At 63.8% G+C, this 25,075-nt stretch carries 23 protein-coding genes and 2 riboswitches; of the genes, 12 read left to right on the top strand and 11 right to left on the bottom strand.

Annotated elements, in window-relative coordinates:
- Positions 1–55: 55 nt before the first annotated feature.
- Complete coding sequence (locus F8R15_RS06035; protein ID WP_075774686.1) at positions 56–361, bottom strand: hypothetical protein; 306 nt, start codon at positions 359–361, stop codon at positions 56–58.
- Between the two features lie 124 nt (positions 362–485).
- A riboswitch (cobalamin riboswitch) is annotated at positions 486–689 on the bottom strand.
- A 212-nt stretch (positions 690–901) separates the two neighbouring features.
- Here F8R15_RS06035 and ppsA point away from each other — a divergent pair.
- Entirely contained in the window at positions 902–3,289 is a 2,388-nt protein-coding gene (gene ppsA, locus F8R15_RS06030; protein ID WP_152843962.1) for a phosphoenolpyruvate synthase, read from the top strand.
- Positions 3,290–3,357: 68 nt separating this feature from the next.
- Here the strand turns inward: ppsA and bioB are convergent, their stop codons facing one another.
- From bioB to F8R15_RS06015, 3 genes are all read right to left on the bottom strand, one after another.
- Positions 3,358–4,344: a biotin synthase BioB gene (bioB, locus tag F8R15_RS06025; RefSeq protein WP_152843961.1), complete on the bottom strand. Its 987-nt coding sequence runs from the start codon at positions 4,342–4,344 to the stop codon at positions 3,358–3,360.
- Positions 4,345–4,346: 2 nt separating this feature from the next.
- Positions 4,347–4,901, bottom strand: a complete 555-nt coding sequence (locus F8R15_RS06020; protein WP_152843960.1) for a biotin transporter BioY — start codon at positions 4,899–4,901, stop codon at positions 4,347–4,349.
- Between the two features lie 84 nt (positions 4,902–4,985).
- The gene (locus F8R15_RS06015; protein WP_152843959.1) at positions 4,986–5,654 is read right to left on the bottom strand and encodes a GntR family transcriptional regulator; all 669 of its coding nucleotides are present in this window, start codon (positions 5,652–5,654) and stop codon (positions 4,986–4,988) included.
- A 131-nt stretch (positions 5,655–5,785) separates the two neighbouring features.
- On the opposite strand from F8R15_RS06015, the gene F8R15_RS06010 reads away from it, so the two are divergent.
- Positions 5,786–7,858: an ATP-binding protein gene (locus tag F8R15_RS06010; RefSeq protein ID WP_368731010.1), complete on the top strand. Its 2,073-nt coding sequence runs from the start codon at positions 5,786–5,788 to the stop codon at positions 7,856–7,858.
- 47 nt (positions 7,859–7,905) lie between these two features.
- Here F8R15_RS06010 and queE read toward each other — a convergent pair whose 3' ends face one another.
- Genes queE through queC form a run of 3 tightly spaced genes read right to left on the bottom strand, consistent with a single transcriptional unit; the run spans position 7,906 to position 9,667 of the window.
- On the bottom strand, positions 7,906–8,616 hold the full coding sequence (queE, locus tag F8R15_RS06005; protein ID WP_152843957.1) for a 7-carboxy-7-deazaguanine synthase QueE: 711 nt from the start codon (positions 8,614–8,616) through the stop codon (positions 7,906–7,908).
- Complete coding sequence (gene queD, locus F8R15_RS06000) at positions 8,613–8,966, bottom strand: 6-carboxytetrahydropterin synthase QueD (RefSeq protein WP_152843956.1); 354 nt, start codon at positions 8,964–8,966, stop codon at positions 8,613–8,615. The genes queE and queD overlap by 4 nt, the downstream gene beginning before the upstream one ends.
- Positions 8,966–9,667 (bottom strand): 7-cyano-7-deazaguanine synthase QueC, encoded by a 702-nt coding sequence (queC, locus tag F8R15_RS05995; protein WP_078599115.1) that lies wholly within the window; start codon positions 9,665–9,667, stop codon positions 8,966–8,968. Before queC ends, queD begins: the two co-directional genes overlap by 1 nt.
- Positions 9,668–9,877: 210 nt before the next feature.
- A riboswitch (TPP riboswitch) is annotated at positions 9,878–9,972 on the top strand.
- A gap of 62 nt (positions 9,973–10,034) precedes the next feature.
- Here queC and thiM point away from each other — a divergent pair.
- Genes thiM through tenA form a run of 4 tightly spaced genes read left to right on the top strand, consistent with a single transcriptional unit; the run spans position 10,035 to position 12,899 of the window.
- Entirely contained in the window at positions 10,035–10,823 is a 789-nt protein-coding gene (thiM, locus tag F8R15_RS05990; protein WP_152843955.1) for a hydroxyethylthiazole kinase, read from the top strand.
- On the top strand, positions 10,820–11,431 hold the full coding sequence (gene thiE, locus F8R15_RS05985) for a thiamine phosphate synthase (protein WP_152843954.1): 612 nt from the start codon (positions 10,820–10,822) through the stop codon (positions 11,429–11,431). Before thiM ends, thiE begins: the two co-directional genes overlap by 4 nt.
- The gene (thiD, locus tag F8R15_RS05980; RefSeq protein WP_305798605.1) at positions 11,428–12,231 is read left to right on the top strand and encodes a bifunctional hydroxymethylpyrimidine kinase/phosphomethylpyrimidine kinase; all 804 of its coding nucleotides are present in this window, start codon (positions 11,428–11,430) and stop codon (positions 12,229–12,231) included. Before thiE ends, thiD begins: the two co-directional genes overlap by 4 nt.
- On the top strand, positions 12,228–12,899 hold the full coding sequence (tenA, locus tag F8R15_RS05975) for a thiaminase II (protein WP_152843952.1): 672 nt from the start codon (positions 12,228–12,230) through the stop codon (positions 12,897–12,899). Before thiD ends, tenA begins: the two co-directional genes overlap by 4 nt.
- 57 nt (positions 12,900–12,956) lie before the next feature.
- On the opposite strand, the gene F8R15_RS05970 is transcribed toward tenA, so the two are convergent.
- From F8R15_RS05970 to F8R15_RS05955, 4 genes are all read right to left on the bottom strand, one after another.
- Positions 12,957–13,694 carry a siderophore-interacting protein gene (locus tag F8R15_RS05970; protein ID WP_152843951.1) on the bottom strand — a complete coding sequence of 246 codons (738 nt, stop codon included), beginning with the start codon at positions 13,692–13,694 and terminating at the stop codon, positions 12,957–12,959.
- 286 nt (positions 13,695–13,980) lie between these two features.
- The gene (rlmF, locus tag F8R15_RS05965; protein WP_152843950.1) at positions 13,981–14,886 is read right to left on the bottom strand and encodes a 23S rRNA (adenine(1618)-N(6))-methyltransferase RlmF; all 906 of its coding nucleotides are present in this window, start codon (positions 14,884–14,886) and stop codon (positions 13,981–13,983) included.
- 219 nt (positions 14,887–15,105) lie between these two features.
- Positions 15,106–15,795, bottom strand: a complete 690-nt coding sequence (locus F8R15_RS05960; RefSeq protein ID WP_216644112.1) for a lysophospholipid acyltransferase family protein — start codon at positions 15,793–15,795, stop codon at positions 15,106–15,108.
- Positions 15,796–15,895: 100 nt separating this feature from the next.
- Positions 15,896–16,165, bottom strand: a complete 270-nt coding sequence (locus F8R15_RS05955) for a DUF982 domain-containing protein (protein WP_152843949.1) — start codon at positions 16,163–16,165, stop codon at positions 15,896–15,898.
- A 1,729-nt stretch (positions 16,166–17,894) separates the two neighbouring features.
- Here F8R15_RS05955 and F8R15_RS05945 point away from each other — a divergent pair.
- From F8R15_RS05945 to F8R15_RS05920, 6 genes are all read left to right on the top strand, one after another.
- Positions 17,895–18,479 carry an ANTAR domain-containing response regulator gene (locus tag F8R15_RS05945; RefSeq protein ID WP_152843948.1) on the top strand — a complete coding sequence of 195 codons (585 nt, stop codon included), beginning with the start codon at positions 17,895–17,897 and terminating at the stop codon, positions 18,477–18,479.
- Entirely contained in the window at positions 18,476–19,654 is a 1,179-nt protein-coding gene (locus F8R15_RS05940; RefSeq protein ID WP_152843947.1) for an ABC transporter substrate-binding protein, read from the top strand. The genes F8R15_RS05945 and F8R15_RS05940 overlap by 4 nt, the downstream gene beginning before the upstream one ends.
- Positions 19,655–19,937: 283 nt before the next feature.
- The gene (locus F8R15_RS05935) at positions 19,938–21,299 is read left to right on the top strand and encodes a CmpA/NrtA family ABC transporter substrate-binding protein (RefSeq protein ID WP_152843946.1); all 1,362 of its coding nucleotides are present in this window, start codon (positions 19,938–19,940) and stop codon (positions 21,297–21,299) included.
- A gap of 74 nt (positions 21,300–21,373) precedes the next feature.
- Positions 21,374–22,459 carry an ABC transporter permease gene (locus F8R15_RS05930; RefSeq protein WP_152843945.1) on the top strand — a complete coding sequence of 362 codons (1,086 nt, stop codon included), beginning with the start codon at positions 21,374–21,376 and terminating at the stop codon, positions 22,457–22,459.
- A gap of 5 nt (positions 22,460–22,464) precedes the next feature.
- A complete protein-coding gene (locus F8R15_RS05925) occupies positions 22,465–24,129 on the top strand; it encodes an ABC transporter ATP-binding protein (RefSeq protein WP_152843944.1) in 1,665 nt (554 codons plus the stop codon).
- Positions 24,129–25,064 carry a GAF domain-containing protein gene (locus F8R15_RS05920; RefSeq protein ID WP_152843943.1) on the top strand — a complete coding sequence of 312 codons (936 nt, stop codon included), beginning with the start codon at positions 24,129–24,131 and terminating at the stop codon, positions 25,062–25,064. The genes F8R15_RS05925 and F8R15_RS05920 overlap by 1 nt, the downstream gene beginning before the upstream one ends.
- Positions 25,065–25,075: the final 11 nt, after the last annotated feature.

Here is a 25,075-nt window from a genome sequence, read left to right as displayed (position 1 = left end):
TGCTGCAATGGTCCTCGGCCGGGCCGCAGCATGCGACCGCAAGACGAAAAACGGGTCAGAGGCCGCGTCGGGCGCGTGCGCCGCCCCGCCGCACCGGCGGGGGCATCTCGATCGGCAAGGCGAAAGGCTGCGGGGTCAGCGACTCCAGCAGGAGCTCGCAGAACACCTCCACCGCGGGCGAGATCAGGGAGTGCGGATAGGCCTGCATATGGGCGACGATCGCCGCCTTCGCATAGGGCATGTCGCCCGGCAGCGTGCCGAGCCATTCCATGTAGCCGAGCGTCCCCAGCTCACGCGCACGCAGCGGCGAGATCGGTCCTATATCGAGTTGTAGCAGTGAAAGCGTTCGTTCCAAAAGCATCGCGCCCTCCGCGCAAAAGGGCGGGAGTGGTCGCGGCACGGCGATATGCGAGGTCCAATCTGGTCCATCTCTCGTCTCTCCGTCCCAGGGCACCCCGCCCGGGTTTAAGGTGACCGAGATGCGCTAGGCGCGCATCCGAGATGGCAGGTCTCCTGACTCGCGGGTCGTAGCTTCACCGGACCTTCCCAACCTTTGCAGGTCAGTGGCGTTTCCGGTGGCGCTCGCCGCTTACAGTTGCGGGGGCAGTCACGGAGTTGGGCATCGCCCGCACCGTGTTCCCTTTTCAGCCGACCCTTTGGGGCCGGACACCATCCCGGATTTGATCGCAGGAAAATCTGGCGCTGTCCAGAACGGATTGGGGGCGGGGTGGCAGCCGACTGTTGCACGGCAATTCGCGCGCGCATGTCGACGGACTGTCTCGTTCTTACGCGACGGAAGCAGGCTGGGAGCGGCCCGCAACGCCCGGCGTTGACGGAGATCAAGGTCGAAATGCGCCCCTGAGATAGAGTGCCCGCAGGTGCAAACAGGGGAGGCGAGCCCATGACCACGAAGAAAGAAGTTATTCCTTTCGATAGCTTACGCCGCGAGGACGTCGCGCTTGTGGGCGGCAAGAACTCTTCGCTTGGCGAGATGGTGCAGGAGCTGGGCGCCAAAGGCATTCAGGTCCCGCCCGGCTTCGCAACCACCTCCGACGCCTATCGGATGTTCCTTGACGAGAACAATCTGACCGAGGCCATCGCGGGCTATCTCGCGGATTACGATGCCGACAAGATCAGCCTTCACGTCGCGGGGCAGAGCATTCGCGACACCATTGTGGCCGGGGACTGGCCCGACTCGACCGAGGCCGCGATCCGGGAGGCTTACCGCGATCTGTCGAAGCGGGCAGGGGTGCCTGAGGTCTCCGTCGCCGTGCGCTCGAGCGCCACGGCCGAAGACCTCCCCGATGCCAGTTTTGCCGGTCAGCAGGAGACCTACCTGAACGTTTCGGGCGAGGAGGAGCTTCTGACCGCCTGCCGCAAGTGCTATGCCTCGCTCTTCACCGACCGCGCGATCACCTATCGCAAGCTCAGAGGGTTCAATCACCTCGATGTCGCGCTTTCCGTGGGCGTTCAGCAGATGGTGCGCTCCGATATCGGTGGGTCGGGTGTGATGTTCTCGATCGACACCGAAACCGGCTTCGACAAGGTCGTGCTGATCAGCGCGGCCTGGGGATTGGGCGAGAATGTCGTGCAGGGCGCGGTCACGCCGGACGAGTTTCAGGTCTACAAACCCTTCCTTGGCAAGGCGGGCGTCAAGCCGATCATCGAGAAGAAGCTCGGGGCGAAAGAGATCAAGATGATCTATGCCGGGCCGGACGCCCCGAACCCGGTGCGCAACGTGCCGACATCGAAAGCCGAACGCGGGAGGTTTGTCCTGTCGGATGACGAGGTGCTCGACCTCGCGCAGCAGGCGGCGACCATCGAAGCGCATTATGGCCAGCCGATGGATATGGAATGGGCGAAAGACGGCGTCACGGGGAAGTTGTTCATCGTGCAGGCGCGCCCCGAGACGGTACAGTCGCGGGTCTCTGCGGGATCGCTCCGGCGCTACACCATCGGCGCGCACGGTCCGGTCGTCGTCAGCGGGCTGTCGGTGGGCGAGCAGGTCGCGACCGGGCGGGTCTGCCTGATCGAAGACGTCAAGGATATCGACGATTTCGTGGATGGCTCGGTCCTCGTCACCTCGACGACGGACCCCGACTGGGTGCCTGTGATGAAACGCGCCTCGGCCATCATCACCGATCACGGCGGCAGAACCAGCCACGCCGCCATCGTCAGCAGGGAATTGGGCGTTCCCGCCATCGTCGGCTGTGGCGATGCGACCCATGTGCTGCATGACGAGCAGGAGGTGACCGTCTGCTGTGCCGAAGGGGACGAGGGTCTGGTCTATGACGGCTTTGCCGAGTTCTCGGTCGAAGATCTGAACCTCGACGCGGTGCCGGACACCAAGACCAAGGTGATGCTCAACCTCGCCAACCCGGCCATCGCCGCGCGCTGGTGGCGGCTGCCGATCGACGGTGTCGGTCTGGCGCGGATGGAATTCGTGATCTCGAACACGATCCGGGTCCATCCGATGGCGCTGCTGCATTTCTCCGATATCCGGGAGGCCGAGGTGCGGGAAGAAATCGAAACGCTCACAAGGGGATATGAGGACAAGGCCGAGTATTTCGTCGATCAACTGGCGCTTGGCCTGTCCCGGATCGCCGCCGTGGCCTACCCGAACCCGATGATCCTGCGGCTGAGCGATTTCAAGACGAACGAATATGCCGACCTGCTTGGCGGGCGGCAATTCGAGCCGGTGGAATCCAACCCGATGATCGGCTGGCGCGGCGCCTCGCGCTATTACGATCCCGCCTATGTCGAGGGGTTCCGGCTCGAATGCCGGGCGATCCGGCGGCTGCGCGAAGAGGCAGGCTTCGACAATGTGCTGGTGATGGTTCCGTTCTGCCGCACGCCCGAAGAAGCCGACCGCGTCTTGGCGGTGATGGCCGAGGAAGGGCTGGTGCGCGGATCGAACGGTCTGCAGATCTACGTGATGTGCGAAGTGCCCTCGAACGTCATCCTCGCCGAGGAATTCGCCAAGCGGTTCGACGGCTTCTCCATCGGGTCGAACGATCTGACGCAGCTGACCTTGGGCATCGACCGCGACAGCGACCGGCTCGCGCCTCTGTTCGACGAACGGCACGCCGCCGTTCAGTGGATGATCCGGAGTGTCATCGAAAGAGCGCATGGCGTTGGCGCGAAGGTCGGGCTCTGCGGTCAGGCGCCGTCGAACTACCCGGAATTCGCCCGTAGATTGGTGGAGTTTGGCATCGACTCGATCTCGGTGACGCCGGACAGTTTCCTGAAGGTCAAAGGCCATGTTGCCGAGGCGGAAGGTCAGCGCTGACCCGACCGTGAACCCGCGGGACGCGTCCGTTAGCCGTCTCGGGCGAGTTGCCCGAGACGGTCGCGCGCTCAAGCCACGGGTGCCGGCTCGACACGCGGCTTCGCGGGGGCCACATGCATGCCCAGCCGCGCCAGCAGGTCCTGATCTTTCCAGGCTGCGGGGTTGTCCGTGGTCAGAAGCTGATCGCCCACGAAAATCGAGTTCGCGCCCGCGAGGAAGCACAGCGCTTGCCACGCGTCGTTCATCCCCGTGCGGCCTGCCGAAAGTCGCACCACCGACGCGGGCATCAGAATCCGCGCGAGCGCGACGACCCGAACCAGCGCGAAAGGGTCGACCGGCTCGGCATTCTTTTGCACCGGCACACCGTCGATCTCGTTCCAGAGGTTGATCGGCACGCTGTCCGGGTGCGCGGGCAGCGTGGCGAGCGTCACCAGCATGGCGATCCGATCCTCCTCGGCCTCGCCCATGCCCAAGATTCCGCCACAACAGACCCGAATGCCGCCTTTGCGCACATTTTCGACCGTATCGAGCCGGTCCTCCATCGTGCGGGTCGTCGCGATCTCCCGGTAATAGTCCGGCGACGTGTCGATGTTGTGGTTGTAGAAATCCAGCCCCGCCGCCTTCAGCTTCTCGACCTGCTGCGGCGAGAGCATGCCCAGCGTCATGCAGGTCTCCAGCCCCAGCTCGGAGACGCCGCGCACCATCTCGCAGAGCGCATCCATGTCGCGATCCTTCGGGCTACGCCACGCCGCGCCCATGCAGAACCGTTGCGCGCCTGAGGCCTTCGCGCGTCGTGCCGCGCTCAGAACCTCGTCTGTCTTCATCAGCTTGGTGGCCTTCACGCCGGTCTCGTAATGCGCGGATTGCGAGCAATAGCCGCAATCTTCCGGGCAGCCGCCGGTCTTGATCGACAGCAAGCTCGCCGTCTCGAGCGCGCTCGGGTCGAAATGGGTGCGGTGAACCGTTTGCGCCCGGTGAAGAAGCTCGGGGAAGGGCAGGTCGTGGATCGCTTTCGCCTGCGCCATGCTCCAGTCGTTTCTGATGCCTCCCGCCATGATTACGCGCGCTCCTTCAGGCGAGTGAGGCCCGTCGCGAGCCCGCTGGCGATTGCGATCTTGACCAGATCCCCGGGAACGAAAGGTGCGACGCCGGTTGCGAGAAGTTTCGACGCGGGCACGAAATTGGCGAGCCAGGCGAGGCCCGCGGCATAGACCACGATCAGCCCGGCGAGCATCGCTAGCGCTCTGCCGAGCCAGCCGCGACCACGTGCGAGCACGCTAATCAGGGGCGCCGCGAGCAGAAAGCCCAGCAGGTAGCCCCCGGTCGGCCCGATCATGTAGGCCAGCCCGATGCCGCGCTCGGGTGTGCCCGAGAAGACCGGCGCCCCCATAGCGCCCATCATGAGATAGGTGGTCATTGCGGCAGCCGCCATTCTGGGGCCGACGCTCGCTGCGATGAAGAAGACCGCAAGCGTGTGCAACGTCATCGGCACGGGCCAGAAAGGCACCTGAAGCTTCGCGCCGAGCGTGATCAGGGCCGCGCCGCAAAGCGCGAGGCCAAGGCCGCGCCAGAGAGTGTGGGTGAGCTTCTGGGAAGTGTCGAAAACCGTCATTGAACCTGTCCTCAGTCGATAGTTGGAATTTCTATCTATGACTATGCAGGCGCATCCGGGGCTATCAATTGAAGTTATAGATAATTAACCAGAAATCTCGTAAGTCTCGTGTGCGTCGGCATTTTTTATCGATGACTTGCGTTTGCCGATCCAGCCGACATGGCGTGCCAAGGTTGCGCAGGCCAGGTCTGTCTGTCCCTTGTGGAGGGCGGTGATGATGATCCGGTGGTCATGGTCCGAGCGGGCTTCCCAGTCGCGACGCCAGGCAGCAAAAAGGAAGCGTGCGCTGGTCGTCTGCAGATTGTCGATCGTCTCCAGAAGCCGTGGCATCCCGCAGGGCGTCAGGATCAGCCGGTGGAATTGGCGGTTCGCGGCCTCCCAGTCTCGGACTGTTCTGGCGCTGTCTCCGATACGCGTAACTTGTTCTGCTTTCTGGAGAATCGCGCGTGTCATGTTCGGAGCTGCATGGCGCAGCGCCAAGGGTTCGAGACTGGCGCGCATCTCCGCCACTTCGCGCAGTTCGGCCACGTCGAACTCGGTTACCCGAAAGCCGCGGCGCGCTTCGCTCTCGGCCAATCCGCGCGCCTGCAATTCGCGAAAGGCTTCGCGCACCGGGACGTGGCTCGCGCCGAACTCGCTCGCGATATGGTCCTGTCTCAGCCGGGCGCCGGGCGGAATCTCACCGGAAATGATGCGATCCGAAAGTATCCGCGCGATGCGCTGCGAATGTGTCTCATGGGATGTCTCTGTCATGCTTTATAGATAATTTTCCTCGCGGCAATTCGTCCACCATTTTTTATGTGACCGAAACATGTTTGTAAGATTAAGGAAAAGCTATACTTGTGATGCGTGGTGGAGACGCACTTACCTGCATTGGATCTTATGTGACTTGGCAAGAAGCTTTCCGGCGTGATGCGCGCGGAACTGAGGACGACGCGGCTCCCGATGCCGGCTACAAGGCCCTGATGGAGCTGATCGATGACGGATTCTGCGTCATCCAGTTCATCGATGGGCCCAGAGGTCCCCTCAGCGACTATGTCCATATCGAAGCCAATTCCGGTTACGAAAGACATACCGGGATCGACGATATCGTCGGCAAGACCGTGTTCGATGTCGCCCCGCAAGATGGGGCCGAGTGGGTCAAAATCTACGGCGAAGTGCTCAGAACCGGGGAGCCTCTGAGGTTCGAGCGCGAATTCGTCGAGGTTGGGCGCCACGTCGAGGTCTCCGCGACGCGGGTGGAGCCGGCCGCGAAGGCGCAGGTCGCGGTTCTGTTTCGCGATATCACCGGACGCAAACGGAAAGAGCGCGAGCTACGGGAAAGCCAGCGCCGCGCGGAAAAGAACGCGCGTCATATCGCACGCGCGCTTTCGGCCGGGGCGATCCTTGGCACCTGGGTCTGGTATCTCGACAGCGAAAGCTTCGATCTCGATGAAGCGTTCTCGCACAGCATGGGCCTCGATCCCGCGCAGGGCGCCGAAGGTCTGACCATCGACCAGATTGTCGTGAACGTACATGAGGACGACAAGCCAGGCCTCATGGCGGCGATCGATCGCGCCACGCAGCAGACGACGCCGTATGCATATCAGTTTCGCGTCAAGCGGGCCGACGGGCTTTATCACTGGGTCGAAGCCAATGGCCGCATGGAGGCCGAAACGCCGCGCATCTTCGCAGGCGTCCTGATGGATCTCGATGACCGGCGCGCCATTCTCGAAGAGCGCGACAAGGCGGCTGCGGCACTGTCCAGGCTGAATGAAACCCTCGAGCAGCGCGTCGAAGAGCAGACCGCGAAGCTCATGCAGCAGGAGGGAGAGCTCCGGCAGGCCCAGAAAATGGAGGCAGTCGGGCAGTTGACCGGAGGGCTCGCCCACGATTTCAACAATCTCCTCACGGCGATTTCCGGATCGCTCGACTTTGTCGCGAAGCGGCTCGAAGACGGGCGTCGCGAAGAAATCCTGCGCTATCTCGAAGGCGCGCAATCATCGACCGAGCGGGCCGCCAGCGTCACGCAGCGCTTGCTCGCCTTCTCGCGTCAGCAGTCGCTGATGCCCAAGCCCACCGACGTGCCGCAACTGGTCCGCAGCATGGAAGACCTGATGCGGCACTCCATCGGGCCGCATATTCTGGTAAGGGCGGAGGACGACGGGGAGGCTTGGCCCGCGATGGTCGACCCGAACCAGCTTGAGAGCGCGCTTCTCAATCTGTGCATCAATTCGCGCGATGCGATGCCCGATGGCGGCACGATCACGATCGGCACGACTAACGAGGTCATCGAGACAGAGAACTCGGAGCTTCCGCCCGGCGACTACCTGCGTCTGTCCGTGCACGACACCGGAACGGGGATGACTGCGGAGGAAATCTCGAAAGCCTTCGATCCCTATTTCACGACGAAGCCCAGCGAGAAGGGCACCGGCCTCGGGCTGTCGATGGTCTACGGGTTCGCGCGCCAAAGCGGCGGTTGCGCGACGATCGACTCCGAACTGGGCAAGGGGACGACCGTGAACATTTTCCTCCCGCGCTCGCTCGAGACGGTCGCGCGTGCCGAGGTGGATCTGCCTGTAAGCGAGGAGCCCGCCACAGGGGGCGGACACACGATCCTTGTCGTCGACGATGAGGCGATCGTGCGCTTCGTCGTCGTGGAGGCGTTGGAAGAGGCGGGCTTCACGGTCTATCAGGCGGCCCATGCGGCGGCCGGCCTTCAGGTGCTGCAGGACGACCAGCCCGAGGTGACGCTTCTCCTCACGGATATCGGCTTGCCGGGCGGTATGACCGGCCGGGAACTCGCAGCCCGGGCGCGCGAAGCGCGAGAAGATCTGAGGGTGATGTTCATGACCGGCTATGACGAGGAAGCGGCAACGGCCACGACGCTTACGGATACTGAAGTCTTGCTGAAGCCATTCGATTTCGACGAAATGGTGCGTCGCGTCACGAGTTTCGCAAACCGTACCGCTGCGTGACGCGGGTCGCGCCCGAGTGATGTTCGGGGCGTCCGATCCGAGGTGGATCAAACGCCGCGCTTGTTGCCCCAGATCAGAACATGCAGCTGCGGCAGGATGCGGGGTGCGAACCAGCTATCCGCCATAGCGGTATCCGTCAGCCATCCAAGCCGGTCGGCCAGACCCTGCGGATCGACCGGAACCTCCGGGTCGACCTCGGGATTGCCCGGCTGAAGATAAAGCGGCAGATCCGGGTGGCGGGCATGGGCAGACTTGGCCCAATCGTAATCCGCGCGGTCGAAGATCACGATCTTCATCACGGTGCTGCGGGCAGAGCGTCCGGCTGCCACGCAATCGGCAAAGGCGCCCCAATCGACCTGCTCGCCGCTCGAGGGCGGCTTCGGCGACAGTACCAGCGTGTCGAGATCGCCGAACCACGGTCGCGCGACGGAGCCCTGCGTCTCGCAGGCGAAGCGGTAGCCGGCGGCCCGCCCGAGCGCGATCAGCGGTCCGAAATCCTGAATCGCCGGGTTGCCTCCGCTGAGCGAGATCGTCAGCGGCCGGTCGCCCGACAGGCGGCGCAGCTCCGCCCAGACTTCCTCGGAACTCATCGGTGCCCATGTGTGACGATAGGCGCTGTCCACCGCGTGGAGGCTGTCGCACCACGAACAGCGGTAATCGCAGCCGCCCGCGCGCACGAAGAGCGTGGGCTCGCCGATCAGCGCGCCTTCGCCCTGAATGGTCGGGCCGAAAATCTCGGCGATGCGCAGCGTCGTCATGGACGGTATTCCGCCCAGGTCTTGGGCGTCTCGCTGACCAGCGCCGCGCTGGTCTCGGGCCACCGTGCCTTGCACCAGTCATAGAAATGCTTGGCCATGTTCTCGGCGGTCGAGGGCACGTCCATAACCTCGTTCAGGTGCCGGTGATCGAAAGTGTCGTCGATATAGGCCTTAAGCGGTTTCAGATCGTGATAGTCGCGCACGAACCCGTTTTCATCGAGCGTCGCGGCAGCCAGTTCGACGACCACGATGTAATTATGCCCGTGCAGCCGCGCGCATTGGTGATCGGCTGGCAGATGCGAGAGCTGGTGCGAGGCGGAGAAGTGGAATTCCTTGCGGATGCGGAACATCAGCGGGCCTCCTTCTCGGCAACGGCCTTGGCCCAGAAATCGGGATCGGCATAGGCGGTCGGGTCCGCGACGCCCGCAAGATGGAATGCCTCGCGCCGCTCGACACAGGTGCCGCAGCGCCCGCAATGCACCTCGCCGCCCTTGTAGCACGACCACGTCTCGGCAAAGGGCGTGTCGTGTTTGGCGCCCTCGGCCACGATGTCGGCCTTGGAGCGATGCACGAAAGGCGTCTCCAGCCGCACATCGGCATAGCCGTCGAGCGCCATGCGCTGCATCGCATCGAAGCTTTCAGTGAAGGCCGGGCGGCAATCGGGGTAGATGAAGTGATCGCCCCCATGCACCGCAGTCGCCACCGCTTCGTCGCCATTCGCGGCGGCCACGCCGAAGCCGATGGCCAGCATGATCGCGTTGCGGTTCGGGACGACGGTGATGCGCATCGTTTCTTCGGCGTAATGCCCGTCGGGCACGTCGATATCATCGGTCAGCGCCGATCCGGTCAGCGCGGCCCCGATCGGGCGCATGTCGATGAGATGATGCGGCACGCCAAGGCGGCGCGCGGCGGCGGCGGCGTAATCAAGCTCCTTGCGGTGCCGTTGGCCGTAATCGAAGGAAACAAGCCGCGTGAGATTACCCTCAGCGGCGACGATATGGGCGAGCGACACGGAATCGAGTCCGCCCGAGCAGATGACGAGAGTCTTCATATTTGAACCCTTGTTTTGATGACCGGGTAGGCTGCGACCGGTTGAGCGGGCCTCTAAAGGATGGGGCAGGGCTCTGCAAGGGCGGCGCGCCGGATAGATTGCAACGATCGCGCGATTGGACAGACGCGAACCATCGAGGCCCCCGCTTGTCGTCCCACCGCTTGTCGTCACACCGCTTGACGGGGGGCTCCGACGGTGTCACCTCTTTGGGCGAAGCGACAGGGGCGCTCGGGAAACCGGGCTGAGACGAACCCTTAGAACCTGAACCGGATAATGCCGGCGGAGGGAGGCGCGTGAGACGGTCAGGCGCAGTCCCGCCTTTGCCCCCCTCGCACTCCTCTTGCTGCCCGCAGCCAAGGAGAGTGCGATGGAAGACCCCGGACAATATCTCGCAACAATGCGGCAGACCGCGCCGCTCGTTCACAACATCACCAATTACGTCGCGATGAACGTGATGGCGAATGTGCTGCTCGCGTCCGGCGCTTCGCCCGCGATGGTCCATGCGCGCGAGGAGGCGGCCGAGTTCGCCGGGATCGCGCAGGCGCTGAGTATCAATATCGGCACGGTGTCGCCGCCATGGGCGGAGGCGATGGAGGCGGCGGCCACGGTCGCGCGCGCCAAGGATATTCCGTGGGTGCTCGACCCGGTCGCGGTCGGCGCGACGGGTTATCGGCGCGCTCTCGGGGCGCGGCTGGTGGAGCTGCGTCCGACGGTAATCCGCGGCAATGCCTCGGAGATACTCGCGCTTGCGGGCGAGGCCGGCGCGGGGAAAGGGGCGGATTCCACCGAGAGCGTCGAGACGGCTGAAGGCGCCGCGCGGGCCTTGGCGCGCCATAGCGGGGCCGTGGTGGCGGTGACCGGCGCGGTGGATTTCGTGACTGACGGCACGCAGGCCGCGCGGGTTGCGAATGGCCATGCGATGATGCCCCGCGTGACCGCTTTGGGCTGTTCGCTCACCGGTGTCGTCGCCGCCTTTCTCGCAGACCAGCCCCGGTTCGAGGCGGTCGTGGCGGCGCTCGCCTATTTCGGGCTTGCGGGAGAGCGCGCCGGGGCGAGTGCCGACGGCCCCGGGAGTTTTCAGGTCGCGTTCCTCGATGCGCTCTATGCCATCGACGCCGACGCTTTGACCGCCGGTGCGCGGATCGAACCCGCATGATCCCGCCGATCTGTTTCGTCACCGACCCGGACGCCCCGCAGCCCGTGATCGCGCAGGCGATCGCGGCGGCTGAGGGCGGCGCGGGCTGGGTGCAGCTGCGCGACAAGACGCTCCCCGATGCGGAATTCGCAGCACTCGCCCGGACGCTGATCGCAGCACTCGCTCCCTATGATGTCCCGCTGATCGTGAATGACCGGGTCGCCGTGGCCATCGAGATCGGCGCCGCCGGGCTGCATATCGGGCAGAGCGATGGCGACCCCGCCGCGATCCGTCGCCGGATCGGGCCCGACACGATCCTTGGCCTCTCGATAGAGACCGAGGCACAGATCAGTGCCGTGCCTCCCAGCGTCGACTATCTCGGCGTCGGACCGATCCATGCGACCGGCTCGAAGCCCGACCACGCCACCCCGATCGGCCATGCGGGCTTTGCCGCGATCGTCGCACGCACGGACCTCCCCTGTCTCGCGATCGGCGGGATCACCGCCGCTGACGTGCCCGCAATCCGCGCGGCGGGCGGTGCCGGTCTTGCCGTGATTTCCGCCATCTCGCGCGCGCCGGACATGGCACGCGCCACCCGAACCCTGCGCAGCGCATGGAGCGACCTATGATCCCCAATATCCTCACCATTGCAGGCTCCGATCCATCGGGCGGGGCGGGCATTCAGGCCGATATCAAGGCCATTTCCGCCAATGGCGGCTACGCGATGAGCGTGATCACCGCGCTCACCGCGCAGAATACGCGTGGCGTGCAGGCGGTCAGCCTGTGCGACACCGGGCTGATCGCGGCGCAGATGGCCTCGCTGCGCGATGACATCCGGATCGACGCGATCAAGATCGGGATGCTGGGCGATGCCGCGATCATCGAGACCGTGGCCGAGGGGCTTTCCGGGCTCAAGTGTCCAGTGGTGCTCGACCCGGTGATGGTCGCGAAAGGCGGCGATCGGCTGTTGGCAGGGGCGGCGGTGACCGCGCTGCGCGCTCTCCTGCCGCGCGCCGATCTGATCACGCCGAACCTGCCCGAGGCCGCCGATCTCTTGGGCTGCGCTGAGGCGACGACGCTTGATGAGATGCGCGAACAGGCCCATGCACTCCGCGCGCTCGGGCCGCGTGCGGTGCTGCTGAAGGGCGGGCATCTGCAGGGCGAACAAAGCCCGGACCTGCTGGTCACCGAGCAAGAGGAACTCCGCCTCGACGCACCGCGCATTGCGACGCGCAACACCCACGGCACGGGCTGCACCCTGTCCTCGGCGCTGGCGACTTGGCTGGGTGCGGGGCTTTCGCTTCCGGACGCGACACGCCGCGCGAAGGCTTATCTGAGCGCCGCGATTGCAGGGGCAGACAGGCTGTCCGTCGGGGCGGGCCACGGACCGGTGCACCATTTCCACGCTTTTCAGGAGGACAGCCAATGAGCTTCACCCAAGACCTCGCGCAGGCGACCGCGCCGCTGCGCCGCCAGATCCATGAGATGCCCTTCAATCGCGAATTGGCCGAGGGTCGCCTCGATCCGGAAACGTTCCAAGGCTACATCATTCAGGACGCCCATTACCTCGAAGGCTTCGCCCGGGCGCTCGCGCTGGCCGCCGCGAAGGCCCCCGATGCACCGACCGTCGCGCAGCTCTCAGGTTCGGCGGCCGGCGCGATCGCGGTCGAGCGGGAATTGCATGCGCATTACATGGGGCTGTTCGGCGTCTCGGCTGACGATTTCGCGAAGATCGAGCCCTCGGCCGCCTGCGATCACTACGTGTCCTTCCTGCTGCGCAGTGCCACGACCGGCGATTTCCCCGAAGCGGTGGCGGCCCTGTTGCCCTGCTTCTGGATTTATCGCGACATTGGCCGGGAAATTGCGCAGGTCAGCGGGGACGCGAACCCCTATGCCGCCTGGATCGCGACCTATTCGGGCGAGGCTTTCGATCAGAGCGTGGAACGGATGCTGGCGCTGACCGACAGGCTGGGCGCGAAGGCCGATGACGCCGCCCGCAAGCGGATGCACCGCGCCTTCGCCCGCAGTTGCTGGCACGAATGGCGGTTCTGGGACAGCGCTTACCACCGCGAAAGCTGGCGGCGGCCTGCGGCTTGAGTGTCGCGGGCCCGGTTTCGGGCCCGCGACGGAAATCTCCGCGCGGGCCTGCGCCTCTCACAGATCCTTGGCCGAACCGTCGGCCTGACCGGCTATCCAGTATCCTGCCGCCTTCAGCCATTCCTTCGGATGACCGCGGCCGGTCAGATCGTCACGCAGCGCGCGGGCGACGCTGGCTTCGGCGGCGATCCAGACAAATGTTCGCGGCGGCAGGGCAATGCGGTCCAGCAACCGGCGGAGCGGCGCGGGATCCGCTGGGTCCGAGCGATGCGTCCAGAGCGCCACATGATCTGCATTCGTCTCGATTTCCTGCTCTTCTCCCGCATCGGCGACCGCGACCAGGCTCGTGACCGGCATGGCGGCTGGAAGCTCTTCGATCCGTCGTGCAATCGACGGAAGCGCGGTCTCATCCCCGACCAAGACCCAGCGTTCGATGTTGCCTTCAATGATCTGCGATCCGCGCGGCCCGGCGATCGTGGCCGTGTCGCCGACCTGCGCCGCGAGCGCCCACTTGGTTGCAGGGCCTGCGTCGTGCAACGCGAAGTCGACCTCGAGCTGCCGTGCCTCCGGCAGGTGGCGGCGGGGCGTATAGTCCCGCATCGCTGTCTCGCCCGAAGCATCGGGGACGATAATCTTGATGTGATCGTCCGGAGAGGCCGAGACGAAGCCCTCAAGCTCTGGCCCCTCCAGCGTCAGCCGCAACATCTGCGGCGTTACGCGCTCGGTCCGGGCGATGGTCAGATTGCGGCGAAGTGTGTCGTGCCGGACCCTGCGGATCCGCGGCATGTCGGTCATGTCCAGTCCTTCTCAAATCGGGTTCCGTCCGGTCTGGCGGCGGCTGGACATGCCAACGCACTGACCGGGCGTGCCCGAGACAGTGCGTTGATTGACGTGAACGCTTACGCGCGCCCTCACGGGGACGATGGTGAAGGACATAGTCGAGCTTGCCTGTGCGGCAAGCGGATTTCGCAGATTTATCGCCTGTTTACAGACGCAACTTATGGAGAGCGGTGCGTTTCGAATGTGCCGGTCGCTCTGCAGCTCGCGCCACCCCTTGCGTCCTGCCGACGAACCCGACCCCCTATAGGGATCGCTGTGCTTCGGGGTAATAGGTCCAGGCTATGAACCGGCTTGTCTTCTGCCCCTGAGCCATTTCGACGACCCTGGACTCGGCAACCCTCGCTTTGCGCAGCAGTCTGGAAATTGGCTGCAGGTTGTCTTTCTTCGACACCAGAGAGGTAAACCACAGGCATTGATCGGCGACGTCCATGCTCTGCTCGATCATTCTGGCGATGAAGCCGATCTCGCCACCGGGGCACCAAAGTTCGGCGTTCTGGCCGCCGAAATTGAGTTTCTTCGAGTGACCTTTCCCCAAATTTCGCCACTTGCGCCGGGTACCTTTGTCCGCCTGCTCAATGGACGCATGAAACGGCGGATTGCACAGGGTGACATGGAAGATATCGTCGGGACCGATCACGCCTTCGAAGATGTCCTCGGGATCGGTCTGGCGCCTGAGGCTGATGTTCAGACCGTTGCGGTCGCAAATCTCCGCCGCCGACTTGATCGACACCGGATCGATATCGACGCCGGTGAACTCCCAGCCATATTCATGCTGACCGGTCAGTGGGTAGACGAGGCTCGCGCCGGTCCCTATGTCGAGCGCCTTGATCTCGGGCCCGTGCGGGATCTCATGGTCGTTACACTCGGCCAGAAGATCCGCCAAATAGTGAATGTAATCGACACGGCCGGGGATCGGAGGGCATAGATAAGTGGCCGGAATATCCCAGAAATCGATGTCGTAATGCGTCCGCAAGAGTGCCCGGTTGAGCATGCGGACCGCGTCCACGTCCGCAAAATCGATCGTCATCCGTCCACGCGGGTTTCGTGTCGTGAATGCCTCCAGCTCCGGAGTTTGTACGATCAGACGCTCAAAGTCGTACCCCGCCCGGTGTTGATTGCGCGGGTGCAACATCGGTTTGGTGGCCATGGAAAGAACCTTCATGCATAGCGGTGGAGGCCGCGCGGCCAACAGGATGTCGACCTTAGATCGTCATCGCGGCTTGAGAAATGCCTGATCGGCCCGCGTGTCACCGATATCAAGATGCCTGGGATGTGTCGCGGTCGGAAGGCCGAAGCTCGATGGCGATCGAACCTGCGAGGCCGCACCACAAGAGACGAGGGCGGCCACCTGCCAGAAGGGCGCCACCTATTTTGCGTTGTCGCTCAGAGCAGTGCAGGGGGGCAGGCGGTCTTTCTCGACATTGAGAAGCGCTTCGACCTGCGCGCTCACCTCGGCGCCCGGAAGCCCGGGCGGGATTGCCGGGAAATAGGCGACGGTGATCGTGCCCCCGGTCTTCACGTCCCTGCGCCAGATATGGCCCGCGTTATGCGCGACCGGCACGATCGGCAGGCGGAGCTTGCGATAAAGCGCGATCAGGCCGGGCTGGAATTCGCAGCGATCGTTCACGCCGACCCGCGTGCCTTCCGGAAAGATCAGGATCGAGCGGCCTTTGGCAGCCTCTTCGCGCGCGTGGGTGATCATCCCGGCGAGAGCACGTCCGCCGCCGCTGCGGTCGATTAGGATCATCGGCGAATGTTCGAGGAACCAGCCGAAGATCGGGATACGCCGCAATTCGTGTTTCGCGATGATGCAGACATCGGGCACGAGCTGGTTGAAGGCCAGCGTTTCCCAGGTGGATTGGTGGTTGCAGACATAGATGCAGGGGCTGTCGAGATGCTTGTTCTCGAGCCCTTGCTCGCGGACGCGCAACCGCAGGATCCCGCGTGCGAGCGCGAAGACCCCGCCGGTCCAGACCCGCACGGCGGCGCGCACGAGCCGGGGGCGCCGCGCCAGCGCGAGGATCGGGATCATCGGCGCTTGCAGTGCCGTCCACACTCCGAAGGCCCCGTCAAAGAGTTTCGAGCGTAGACCTTCGAACCTCGGGACCGAGCCGGCCCGTCCGCGTCGCGCGCGAGACGCCGTATGTGCTGTATGATCAGGCTGCAATCGGGTGATCCATCGTTTCGAATGGTGAAAAGCCGGCGGTGGTCGCGGCTGCGAGGAACGCACGACGCGCATCGCCCACGGTGCCCAGACATTCCATGGCCGCTTCGACGCGGTCAATTGCACGGATCTGTGCGGTATCAGTGACCGGCCATTTCTCGCGCAGCCAGTAATGCACCTGTTCGATGGTGCTGAAGGTTTTGACGTCGCCGTCCGGCGACACGACGAGGGAGATGGGTTTGCCCCAGTAAATTTCGATCAAGGTTCGTATCTTTCTAAGCGGTCGTGACGGCTCCGATTTGAACGGTTGCGCGATCACGGAGGCATAGTGCGGGCTAAGCCGTTTCTATGCGGTGAATTAGGTCTGCGCGCGAGGCGCGCCGGTTTGGTATCCCGAGCGGATCGCGAGGCGTCAGCGGCAATGCGCGCGGATCACGGTCCGGCCCCTCTGACATGCGAAGCTCTCGTGGAGGTCGCGAGGGGCAGAAATTGCGGTATCGACCAAGTTCATCCCGGTAGGAGGGCTGAGAGAGTTGGTCTGCTCGAACGGCGTCACGGCACCATGGGCCGATGGGAAGCTCCTTTTCCTTACTGCCGCCTTTGAAAAGCTGCGGCCCGACAAAGCTCAAGATCGTCGCTGAGCCGGGAGGAACAGGGTCCGAGAATTAAGATATGCGAGTGCAGACATAAGGGATTTGCGCCCAAATTACGAGGAAATTGCGTTTCGGCACCGGAATTTTCGCGCAACGGCTTGATTGTACGGGATATAAATTCCGCGCTCGGAAAGCCCTGGCCGTGCGTGCCGTTCGCTCGCTGCTGATTTCCTTTGCAAAAGGGGCCGCGGTCACTTAGATATACCGGACTACGCTCGTCTCATCTGTAATTTCTCTTCTCTGCCGGCTCCGGTCTTCCTACTGAAATGACTGAGCTTGGCTGATCAATTCTGCAGACGGGATATCTTCGTCCACATCTCGGCCCTTGCGCGCGCAGGTCTCTCTCTGCGCGAAGACAGACAGGCCGTTACCTGAGAATTCGGAACCGGACGCGACGGTCGTGAGACCGCCTGCAATCTGGCACCAGCTGATGCGGTTCCGAAGCCGGTCTTCAGACCGGATTTCGCGACCAGAGCGGGACTATGGCCCGCAAACACGACTTCGACGGCGTCTTCCGTGATCTGCCCCCCGAAAGCCCCGACGGCTCGGGACCGGACGGACGCCGCATCGCGCCTCATCCTAGGAGGCACCGCCGAGACACGAGCGAAACTGACCGAAGCTTTCGGTCATCCAGAGGAATTCCGCGAGTATCCCTCGCGGGTAAAATGGAGGGCCGAACATGGCTGTCGAAAAAATGCCAACGGGCAAGAAGCCCCAGACGAATGACATCGCGAACAACAAGGGCCATGCCGCCCTCGCCTGGCCTCATTTCTTCCGGACTCTGTCCGAAGAGAAAGCTGCGAACGCGGAAAGCACAGCGCCGCGCAGCGCCCAGAAATAGTCCTTCCCGAAGATCAGGATCGGAATTCCCGGCATGTAGGCTGAGCGATGTGAGGTTCCACGCGAACCGGCCGATGCTCGCCACACGACGTGCCGGGACGTGAAGCGGCAGGGGGAAACTCCTGCCGCTTCGCTTTTTTGACAGGGCGTCCGCCGGGTGGTTGAACAAGCGACTATGTCAGCAAACTTTTCGCAGAGCCGATAAGGTCAACTGCTCGGAGCATTCGGTTTCCAGACTTCGCGCCGACAACGAAGATACGTCTCCCCAGTGTGACCAGGCGAATGAACTGGGGTCAAATTCCCAAACCGGGCCGTCTGTATCTCTTGCTGTTGGAGTGACCAGACACACGCCGCGAATTGCACAAAAAACAGGCATCGAGCTCGAAAGCTGACCGCCAATCCGTCAGCCGCGAATTGGAGCTTGTCCAATATAGGTCCGCGCTTCGCATGTCTGTCTTCCGGCTCTATTCCTGTCGTGACGAGATACGAATGTGATCGATGCCCGAAGCTCTCTCCATCATCGTGATTGAAACAGACCCGGAGCGCGCGGGGCTCATCGAGGACAGTCTGCGCGAAGCGGGCTCCTTTGAGATCACCGTGATCCCCGAGACGACCGGCCTCGCGCGGCGGATTTCCGAAATCAATCCCGATATCGTTCTGGTCGATATGGCAAGCCCGTCGCGCGACATGCTCGAAGAGCTGACGCTGGCATCGGGGCCGCTGGAGCGTCCGGTGGCGATGTTCGTCGATCGCTCGGATGACGGGGCGACGAAGGCCGCGATCGATGCGGGCGTCTCCGCCTATGTGGTCGATGGGCTGCGCGCGGATCGCATCAAGCCGATCATGGATGCCGCGATTGCGCGGTTCAACATGGTGCAGCGGATGCGCACCGAGCTGGAGACGACCCGGCGCGCGCTGGAAGAGCGCAAGGTGATCGACCGCGCGAAGGGTCTGTTGATGAAGGCGCGCGGGATCGACGAGGACGAGGCCTATGCGCTGCTGCGCAGGACGGCGATGGATCAGGGCAGGCGGGTCGCGGATGTCGCCCATGCGCTGGTGACGGCTGCGGGGCTCCTGTCATGAGCGGTGTGCCGATTTCGGTCGGATACATCCCGCTCGTCGATGCGGCGCCGCTGATCATCGCGCGCGAGATCGGTTTCGCCGAGGAAGAGGGGCTCGCGCTGACGCTCAATGCTGCGCCGAGCTGGTCGACCTTGCGCGATCAACTGATGTTGGGGCGGCTCGAGGCGGCGCATATGCTGTTTCCGATGCCGATTGCCGCCGCATTGGGTCTGGGCGGGTTCAACACGCGCATCGATATCCTGCAGATCCTGTCGCATAACGGCAATTCGATCGGCGTGTCGCGTGCGCTGGCCGATCGGATGCGGGCGCAGGGCTACGGGTTCGATTTCGCGGATGCGCGCGCGGCGGGCGAGGCTCTGATCGCGGGCGCGGCGGGCCGTTTGCGCATCGGCGTGCCGTTCCCGTTCTCGATGCATGCGGAGCTTCTGTATCACTGGCTGGGTGCGATCGGGTTGAGCGCGCCACAGGATCTCGACGTTCACACCGTCCCGCCGCCTTTGATGGCGGAGGCCTTGGCGGCTGACGAGATCGATGTGTTCTGCGTGGGTGCGCCCTGGGGCTCTATCGCGGTGGAGAACCGGGTCGGTGAAATGCTGCTGCCCGGCACGGCGATCCGCGCCAACGCGCCGGAGAAGGTTCTGGCCGTGCGCCACGACTGGGCCGAAGCCGAGCCGGGGCTGACTCGGCGGTTGATGCGAGCGGTGTGGCAGGCTGGGCGATGGCTTGGACATGAGCGCAACCTTCTGACGGCGGCCGAGCTGCTTGCCCGGCGCGACTATCTCGACTTGCCGCCGGAACTGATAGAACGGACGTTGACCGGCAATCTCGTGATCTCGCCGCGGGGCGAGATGCGAAGCGTGCCGGGCTATATGAGCTTCCAGACCGGCGCGGCGGGCTACCCCTGGGCCTCGCAGGGTGCGCTCGTGGCAGCAAGGCTCGCGACAAGACTGGGGCTGTCGCGCGAGGAAGCGATGGCCTCGGCGCGTGCGATCTGCCGGACCGATCTCTACACCCGCAATCTCGCCGATCTGGGGGCGGATCTGCCCGAGGCGCGCGACAAGATCGAAGGCGCGCTGAACGCTCCGGGTGCCATTCCGGCCGTTCAGGGCCAGGTGATTCTGCCGAGCGATGCGTTCTTCGATGGCTGGATTTTTGATCCTTTCGCAAATTCATGACGGTTTCGTGAGCATTTTCTAAGCGCGCTGCAGAAAATCGTCTCTTCGCAGGCGCAGCATGAAACCCAATTGTTGACGCTGCGGGTGCAAAACTCGTTTTCTGGTTCTATCGAAGCAAGGGCGTTTCGATTTCCAACATATTCCGCCTCGCATCGCTGTGAGGCTCCGAACAAAGCCGTTCGACCCTGATCGCAGATCTTCCTCCTCCCTTGGAAGTGGTGCGCTCGGGTCGGGCGGCTTTTTCGTTTTCGACGCACATGACGATGCAACAGGGACCGTAACGATGAAAAAGCTTCTGGCAGCCATTGCCACCACCACCTGCCTTGTCAGCCCCGCGCTGGCGGAAATGCTCGATGTCGAGAAGGACGAGCTGAAATTCGGCTTCATCAAACTCACCGATATGGCGCCGCTCGCGGTGGCCTATGAGAAGGGCTATTTCGAGGATGAAGGCCTCTTTGTCACGCTCGAGCCGCAGGCGAACTGGAAGGTTCTGCTCGATCGCGTGATCGACGGCGAACTGGACGGGGCGCATATGCTGGCCGGTCAGCCGCTGGCCGCGACCATCGGCTTCGGCACCAAGGCGCATGTCGTCACACCCTTCTCGATGGATCTCAACGGCAACGGCATCACCGTGTCGAACGAGGTCTGGGACGAGATGAAGAAGAACATCCCCGTAGGCGATGACGGCAAGCCGGTGCACCCGATCTCGGCGTCGGCGCTCAAGCCGGTCGTCGAGAGCTACCGCGCCGAGGGCAAGCCCTTTAACATGGGCATGGTGTTCCCGGTCTCGACCCATAATTACGAGCTGCGCTACTGGCTGGCCGCGGGCGGTCTGGAGCCGGGCTACTATTCGCCCGATGACGTGTCGGGCCAGATCGGCGCCGATGTGCTGCTGTCGGTGACGCCCCCGCCGCAGATGCCCGCGACCCTCGAGGCCGGCACCATCTACGGCTACTGCGTGGGCGAGCCGTGGAACCAGCAGGCCGTGTTCAAGGGCATTGGCGTTCCGGTGATCACCGATTACGAGATCTGGAAGAACAACCCCGAGAAGGTCTTCGGCATCACCGCCGAATTCGCCGAGGAAAACCCCAACACCACGCTCGCGCTGACCAAGGCGCTGATCCGTGCCGCGATGTGGCTCGACGAGAACGACAACGCCAACCGCCCCGAGGCGGTCGAGATCCTAGCCCGCTCGGAATATGTGGGTGCGGATGCCGAGGTGATCGCGAACTCGATGACCGGCACGTTCGAGTATGAGAAGGGCGACAAGCGCGACGTTCCCGACTTCAACGTCTTCTTCCGCTACTACGCGACCTATCCCTACTACTCGGATGCGGTCTGGTATCTCAGCCAGATGCGCCGCTGGGGCCAGATCCCCGTGAGCCAGAGCGACGACTGGTATGACGAGGTCGCCAAGTCGGTCTACAAGCCCGAGATCTACCTTCAGGCCGCCCAGATGCTGGTCGATGAAGGTATCGCGGACAAGGCTGATTTCCCTTGGGATACCGATGGGTATCGTGAGCCCACCTCCGACATCATCGACGGTGTCGAGTATGACGGCCGCACCCCCAACGCCTATATCGACAGCCTGCCGATCGGTCTGAAATCGGGCCAGAAAGTCGTCGGCAACAAGGTCGAAGGGTAACTCCCCTGACTTGCGGGCGGGGCCGAGGTCTCGCCCGTCCTTTCCTCTCTACATTCCCCCAAGGACGCCAAGCCATGACCGCCATCGATCCTGACGCCCTGACCGCACAGCAGGCCCGCGAGGCCCGCCGCGAACGTCTCTTCACCCGCATCAACAAGGCCGATAGCTGGTTCAAGGTGCTCGGCGTGAGCTGGGTCACGCCGGTTCTGCGCGCCGCGGCCGGTGATAATCCCAAAGCCCAGATGAAAGAGATCTGGCAGCTTCTCGGCGTGCCGGTGGTGGCGATCATCGCCTTCCTCGCCGTCTGGGCGGTTCTGGCTCCGAAAGTGGAAACCTCGCTCGGCGTCATCCCCGGCCCGGCGCAGGTCTGGGAGCAGGCGGAGGTTCTCTATGCCGACCACCTGCGCGAGCGCGAGAAGGCCGCCGCCTTCTACGAGCGTCAGGACGTTCGCAACGACAAGCTGGTGGCGGCAGGCAAGGCCGACCGGGTGAAATACCGCGACTATACCGGGGCGCCGACCTATTTCGATCAGATCTGGACCTCGATCAAGACGGTGTTCTTCGGCTTCGCGCTCGGCACGATCGTCGCGGTGCCGCTGGGCATCATGGCGGGCCTGTCAAAAACCGCCAATGCCGCGATGAACCCGCTGATCCAGATCTTCAAGCCGGTCTCGCCGCTCGCGTGGCTGCCGATCGTGACGATGATCGTCTCTGCCGTCTACGTGACCAATGACGGGATGTTCTCCAAGTCCTTCCTGATCTCGGCGATCACGGTGACGCTGTGCTCGCTCTGGCCCACGATCATCAACACGGCCCTTGGCGTGGCCTCGATCGATAAGGACCTCGTGAACGTCTCGAAAGTGCTGAAAATGGGCACCTGGACGAAGATCACGAAACTGGTGCTGCCCTCGGCGCTGCCGCTGATCTTCACCGGTCTGCGCCTGTCGCTCGGGGTTGGTTGGATGGTGCTGATCGCGGCGGAAATGCTCGCGCAGAACCCGGGCTTGGGCAAATTCGTCTGGGACGAGTTCCAGAACGGCTCCTCGGAAAGCCTCGCGCGGATCATGGTGGCTGTGTTCACCATCGGCATCATCGGCTTCATCCTCGACCGGCTGATGTTCGCGATCCAGTCGATGTTCACCTTCTCGAACAACCGGTGATCCTCATGAGCATCCTCGAATTCAAATCCGTCTCGAAAAGCTTCGGCGAAGGCACCGCGCGCAGCGACGTGCTCAACGGCATCGACCTGAGCGTGAAAGAGGGCGAGTTCCTCGTGCTCTTGGGCTTCTCCGGCACCGGCAAGACCACCCTGATCAACCTGATGGCGGGGCTTGAGATGCCCTCCAAGGGCGAGGTCCTGTTCAAGGGCGCGCCGGTCACCGGCCCCGGTCCGGAGCGCGGCGTGATCTTTCAGAACTACTCGCTGATGCCGTGGCTGACCGTGGATCAGAACGTAGCCCTCGCGGTCGAGACGATTTTCCCGGGCCTGTCGAAGAAAGAACGTCAGGCAAAGGTCGATCACTACGTGAAGATGGTGGGCCTGAGCCACGCCGCGAGCCGCCGCCCGGCGGAGCTGTCGGGCGGCATGCGTCAGCGGGTCAACGTGGCGCGCGCGCTGGCGATGAACCCCGAGGTGTTGCTGCTCGACGAGCCGCTCTCGGCCCTCGATGCGCTGACGCGGGGCAACCTTGCCGACGAGATCGAGCATATCTGGGAGCAGGACAAGAAGACCTGCGTGCTGATCACCAATGACGTGGACGAGGCGATCGTTCTGGCCGACCGTATCATCGCGCTGAACCCCGATGGCACGCTGGGCGAGGAGTTCAAGGTCACCATCCCGCGTCCGCGCGATCGCGGTGCGATGAACCACGATGAAGGGTTCAAGCGCCTGCGCGCCGCCGTCACGAACTACCTGATGGATGTCGGCATGCAGGCCAAGGCCGAAGGCACGCGCAAGCTGCCCGATGTCACGCCGCTGCACGCGCTGCCCAAGGCGGTGTCCGACGCCGCGCGCTCGGCACTAGAAGGGAAGTATCTGGAGTATTCGCAGCTTCACAAGATCTACCCGACCCCGAAAGGGCCGCTGACCGTGGTGGAGGATTTCAACCTCACCCTGAAGAAGGGCGAATTCGTCTCGCTGATCGGCCATTCGGGCTGCGGGAAATCGACCGTGCTGACGATGACCGCGGGGCTCAACGATGTGTCGAAAGGCGGCATCAAGCTCGACGGTTTCGAGGTGAAGGGCGCCGATCCCGAGCGCGCCGTGGTCTTCCAGGCGCCGTCGCTGTTCCCGTGGCTCTCGGCGCGCGAGAACGTGGCCGTGGGCGTGGACAAGGTCTATCCGAAGGCATCCCGCGCCGAGCGTCAGGACGTGATCGACTATTACCTCGAGCGCGTGGGTCTGGGCGATGCGATGGACAAGCCCGCGTCGGACATGTCGAACGGCATGCGCCAGCGTGTGGGTATCGCGCGCGCCTTCGCGCTTTCGCCGAAATTGCTGCTGCTCGATGAGCCTTTCGGGATGCTCGACAGCCTGACCCGCTGGGAGCTGCAGGAAGTGCTGATGGAGGTGTGGTCGCGCACCAAGGTCACCGCCGTCTGCGTCACCCATGACGTGGACGAGGCGATCCTGCTGGCCGACCGCGTGGTGATGATGACCAACGGACCGCGCGCCACGATCGGCAAGGTGATGGAGGTCGATCTGCCGCGTCCGCGCACCCGCAAGGCGCTGCTCGAACACCCCGACTACTACCTCTATCGCGAGCAGGTCCTGAACTTCCTCGAAGAATATGAACAGGGCCACACGCCCAAGAAATCGGAGGCCGCGTGATGGACGCTGCAACTGCAACCGCAACCCCCGCACGCGCCTTCATCGGCGTCAGCGAAGTCTGGGTGCCCGAGGGCGACCGCCTAGTTCATGCCGCGGGCGATTATGGCGCGCTCACGGCCTTTGAAGCGGCCTCGGTCCGCACCAGTTTCGCTCATGGCGAGGGCCTGCCGGGGAAAGCATGGGCCGAAGGGCGCCCGGTCGTCCTGAAAGGCTTCGACGGATCCTATTTCCAGCGCATCGAGGCCGCGAAGGAGGCGGGGCTGACCTCGGCGGTGGCGCTGCCGGTTTTCGATGGCGACACGCTCAAGGCCGTTCTGGTCGTGCTGTGTGGCGATGACGAAATGACCACCGGCGCGATCGAAGTCTGGGCCGAGCGCGACGGGCTTCTGATGCTCGACGATGGCTATTACGGCGCGGCCAAGCATTTCGAATGGGTTTCGAAGCACACGCATTTCCCGAAAGGTCAGGGCCTGCCCGGCGGTGTCTGGGCGTCGCAGACCCCGATGCTGATGCGCGATCTGGGGTCGGGCTATCGCTTCATCCGCTCGGAAAGCGCGGGCGCGGCCGGGCTGACCACGGGTCTCGGTCTGCCGATCCCGGTGCCGGGCGATCAGAACTATGTGGCAACGCTTTTGTCGGCCCGTGGCACACCGATCGCACGTCGTTTCGAGATCTGGGACGCCCGCGAGGCCCGCGTGGGGCGCGACGGTGGCGCGGTTCTGGTGGATGGCCTGTGCGAGCGCGAAGGCGCGCTTTGGAACGAGGACAACCCCAAGCGGGCGCAGGACTGGCAGGGCCCGATCGGCAAGGTGCTGGGCACAGGCCTGCCGCTGGTGATCGGTGGGGCGCAGATCGCGGCCGGCTACAGCTCGATGGTCGCGCTGCCGATCCATCGCGATGGCGAGATCGCGCATATCGTCGCCTGGTATCTTTGAGGAGTGACCGA

The organism is Thioclava sp. JE_KL1, from assembly GCF_009296265.1.
Lineage (GTDB): Bacteria > Pseudomonadota > Alphaproteobacteria > Rhodobacterales > Rhodobacteraceae > Thioclava.
This window is presented reverse-complemented; position numbering and strand designations above follow the sequence as displayed.